The sequence below is a fragment of the Candidatus Rokuibacteriota bacterium genome, from assembly GCA_016209385.1.
In the GTDB taxonomy this organism is placed as follows: Bacteria; Methylomirabilota; Methylomirabilia; order Rokubacteriales; family CSP1-6; genus JACQWB01.
This window is the reverse complement of record JACQWB010000116.1, coordinates 1-4062: the sequence shown is the minus strand read 5'-3', so window position 1 is coordinate 4062 and position 4062 is coordinate 1. Positions and strand designations below refer to the sequence as shown.

Annotated in this window: 2 protein-coding genes; both read left to right on the top strand. The window is 67.5% G+C overall.

The annotated features are described in order from the left end of the window. On the top strand, positions 1 to 2901 hold a 2901-nt coding region (locus HY726_07685), incomplete at its 5' end, for an indolepyruvate ferredoxin oxidoreductase family protein (GenBank protein ID MBI4608871.1). Positions 2902 to 2934: 33 nt separating this feature from the next. Beyond that, a partial coding sequence (locus HY726_07680; protein ID MBI4608870.1) for a thiolase domain-containing protein occupies positions 2935 to 4062 on the top strand: 1128 nt, incomplete at its 3' end.

The following is a 4062-nucleotide window of genomic DNA, read 5'->3' as shown; positions in this document are numbered from 1 at the left end:
GAGCTGTCCCGCTACTCCGGGCTCTGGGTTGGCTTCAAGATCGTGACGGACATCGCCGACGGGGTCGGCACGGCAGAAGTGGCGCCGGATCGGATCGTCATCGCCGACGCCGGGTTCACCTACGAGGGACGCCCCTGGCAGTCCACGCAGACCCCCATGCTTCTGCCGCCGTTCGGCCTGCAGCTGGAGCGCGAGATCCACTACGGCCGCCTCGAAGCCGCCAAGGCGTTCGCGGCGGCGAACCAGATCAACCGGATCACGGTGCCCACGCCCGACGCCTGGCTCGGCATCGCCGCCGCGGGCAAGACCTACTACGACCTCAGCCAGGGACTCCGCGATCTGGGCCTGGACGACGATCTCCTGCGTCGCTACGGCATCCGGCTGCTCAAGATCGGGATGCTCTTCCCGATGGAGCCGGGGATCATCCGGGAGTTCGCGCACGGCCTTCAGGAGCTGTTCGTCATCGAGGAGAAACGGTCGTTCATCGAACTTTTCATCCGAGATATCCTGTACAACCAGAGCGAGCGCCCGCTCGTCGTCGGCAAGCGCGACGAGACCGGCCGCAGCCTGGTGCCGGCCGACGGCGAGCTGGACGCCGACACGGTGGCTCAGCTCGTCGCCACGCGGCTTGAACAACGCCTCGACCTCGCGTCGATCACGGCGCGGGTGGCGTTGCTCGAGGCCGTGCGCGAGCGCCCCGCGCCGCTCGCGCCCGCGCGTCTACCGTACTTCTGCCCCGGCTGCCCTCACAACCGTTCGACCGTGGTGCCTGACGGCTCTCTGGCCACCGCGGGCATCGGGTGCCACGGCATGGCGCTCATGATGGACCGCAACACCGTCGGCATCACGCACATGGGCGGCGAAGGTGTCCAGTGGGTCGGCATGGCGCCGTTCACCGAGCTGCCGCACATGTTCCAGAACCTTGGCGACGGCACACTCTTCCATTCCGGCTCGCTCGCCATCCGCCAGGCCGTGGCGGCCGGCACGAACATCACGTACAAGATCCTCTACAACTCGGCGGTGGCGATGACCGGCGGCCAGGATCCGGCCGGAGCCATGCCGGTGCCGGAGCTGACCCGCGCGCTCGAGGCCGAAGGCGTCAGGCGCATCGTCGTCATGACGGATGAGCCGAAGAAGTATCCGAAGAACGCGTCGTGGGCGCGGGGCGTGGAGGTGTGGCACCGGGACCGGCTCGACGAGGCCCAGCGGACGCTGCGCGAGACCTCGGGCGTAACGGTCCTGATTTACGATCAGCGCTGCGCCGCCGAGAAGCGGCGGCTCCGCAAGCGCGGCAGGCTCCCTGACCCTGCCATGCGCGTGCTGATCAACGAAGCCGTGTGTGAAGGGTGCGGCGACTGCGGGGTCAAGTCCAACTGCCTCAGCGTCCATCCGGTGGAGACCGAGTTCGGCCGAAAGACGCAGATCCATCAGTCCTCCTGCAACAAGGATTACTCCTGCCTGCTGGGCGATTGCCCCTCGTTCCTCACGGTCGTGCCGCTGGGGGAGCCGCGGAAGAAGGCGCGGAAGACCTACGCGGTTGACCGCGAGCTTCTTGAGCCCGTCCTCAAAGTGGGGCACGCGTGTAACCTCTTCCTGATGGGGATCGGCGGCACCGGCGTCGTGACCGTCAACCAGATCCTGGGGACGGCGGCGCTCCTCGATGGCAAGCACGTCCGGGGACTGGATCAGACCGGCCTGAGCCAGAAGGGAGGCCCGGTCGTCTCCCATCTGAAGATTGCGGGCACCCCGTGGGAGGTCTCGGGCAAGGTCGCGGCGGGCGAGGCCGATTGCTACCTGGGCTTTGACCTGCTCGTGGCGACGACGCCGCAGCATCTCGCCCGCGCGCGGCCGGACAAGACGATTGCGGTGGTCTCGACGAGCCAGGTGCCCACGGGCTCGATGGTGACGTCCACCGACGTCCACTTCCCGGAACCCCACGGCTTGGTCGCGGCGATCAACCGGGTCACCCGCAAGGACGAGAACGTCTTCCTGGATGCCGAGGGCCTGGCCGAGGCCCTCTTTGGCGACCACATGGCGGCCAACATGATCACGCTCGGCGCCGCCTATCAGGCGGGCACGGTCCCGGTCAGCGCCGCCGCGATCGAGCACGCGATCGCCCTGAACGGTGTCGCGGTCCAGATGAACATCCAGGCGTTCCGCGTCGGTCGGCTGGCCGTGGTCGATCCCGAATGGGTACTGACGGTCAAGCGGCTCCGCTTAGGCGCCGTCGAGATCCGGCCGGCGCTCACGGTGGAGGTGCGAGCGCTGGTGGACTCCGTGGGTGCAACGGGTGAGCTCCACCGCCTCCTGGAGATCCGCGTGCCCGAGCTGATCGCGTACCAGAACACTGACTACGCTCGCGAGTATGTCGACCTCGTCAAGCGTATCCTCGTCGCCGAGGGCTCTGCGGTGGCTGGCGAGACGCGCCTGAGCGAGGCGGTTGCGCGCTATCTCTTCAAGCTGATGGCCTACAAGGACGAGTACGAGGTCGCTCGCCTCCACCTCAAACCTGAAATGACCCAGGGGCTGGCTGCGGAGTTTCCGGACGGTGTGAACGTGCAATACCACCTGCACCCTCCAGTTCTACGCGCCTTGGGCTGGAAGAAGAAGATCACGCTTGGGAAATGGTTCGACGCCGTCTTCCGCCTCCTGGTCAGCCTGCGGCGCCTGCGCGGCACGGCGCTTGACCCGTTCGGATACGCCAAGGTCCGGCGCGTCGAGCGGGCCCTCATCGGGCAGTACCGAAATCTGATCGACGGGGCGCTGGCGAGTCTCTCGCCTGAAGCATACGAACGGGCGGTGAAGCTCGCCACGCTCCCCGACCTCATCCGCGGCTACGAGCAGATCAAGCTCCGCAATGTGGAGCGATTCTGGCAGGAGGTCCATGCGTTAGGGTTTTGAGAGCAACCGGGCTGGTTGCGTGAGAGGTGAGCGATGAGAAAGGTGGCGCTGGTCGGAGTCGGAGTCAGTAAGTTCGGGGTGCGCAAGGCCTCCTTTCGCGACCTGATCTGGGAGGCGGGGAAGGCGTGCTTCGACTCCGTCCCGGGGGTCAGGCCGAAGGACCTCGAGGGGCTTGTCGTGGGCTCGGTGATGCCGGAGCGGACGGCGTTTCAGAGCCACATCGCGCCCCTGGCTGCCGAGGCGCTGGGGATCAAGCCTTCGCGCCTCTCGGCCCGCACCGAGCACATGTGCGCGTCGGGAACCGTGGGGCTCCGCTACGCCTACGCGTTTATCGCCGCCGGGCTCGCCGACCTGGTGATGGTGCTCGGCGTCGAGAAGCTGACCCAGCCGGTGGGGGAGGAGGCGATCCTCAACATGGGAGCCGGCGTGGACCGGGAGTGGGAAGCGTGCCACGGCCTCACGGCGCCGCCCTGCTTTGCCCTGGCGGCCCAGCACCACATGGCCAAGTACGGCACCACCGAAGAGCAGATGGCCATGGTCAGCGTGAAGAACCACACCCACGCCACCCGGAACCCCTACGCCCACTTCCAGAAGGGGGCGACGCTGGAGCAGGTGCTCTGCTCGCGGATGATCGCGACGCCGTTCCGGCTCTTCATGTGCTCGCCCATTACCGACGGCGCCGCGGCGGTAATCGTTGCCTCTGAGGAACGGGCCCGCGATCTCACGGACAAGCCCGTCTGGATCCTCGGCACCGGCCAGGCGCTGGACGGCTTCACCCTCTCCTCCCTCGCCGAAGACTACTCCCACTGGCCGGCGCTCAAGCGGGCGGCTCAGGATGCCTACCGGATGGCGGGGATCGGTCCGGGCGATGTGGGCGTGGCTGAGGTCCACGACTGCTTCGCCATCGCCGAGATCATCGCCTACGAAGAGCTGGGCTTCTGTGACAAAGGTGAGGGTGGGCGCTTCATCGAGAAGGGACTCTCCGATTACGGTGGCACGGTGGTGGTCAACCCGCGCGGTGGGCTCATCGGCTGCGGCCACCCGCTCGGGGCCACCGGCGTCGCCCAGGCCGCCGAGTGCTTCTGGCAGCTCCGGGGGGAGGCTGGGTTGCGGCAGGTGCCTGAGGCCGAGATCGCCCTCGCCCACAACAACAGCGGCATG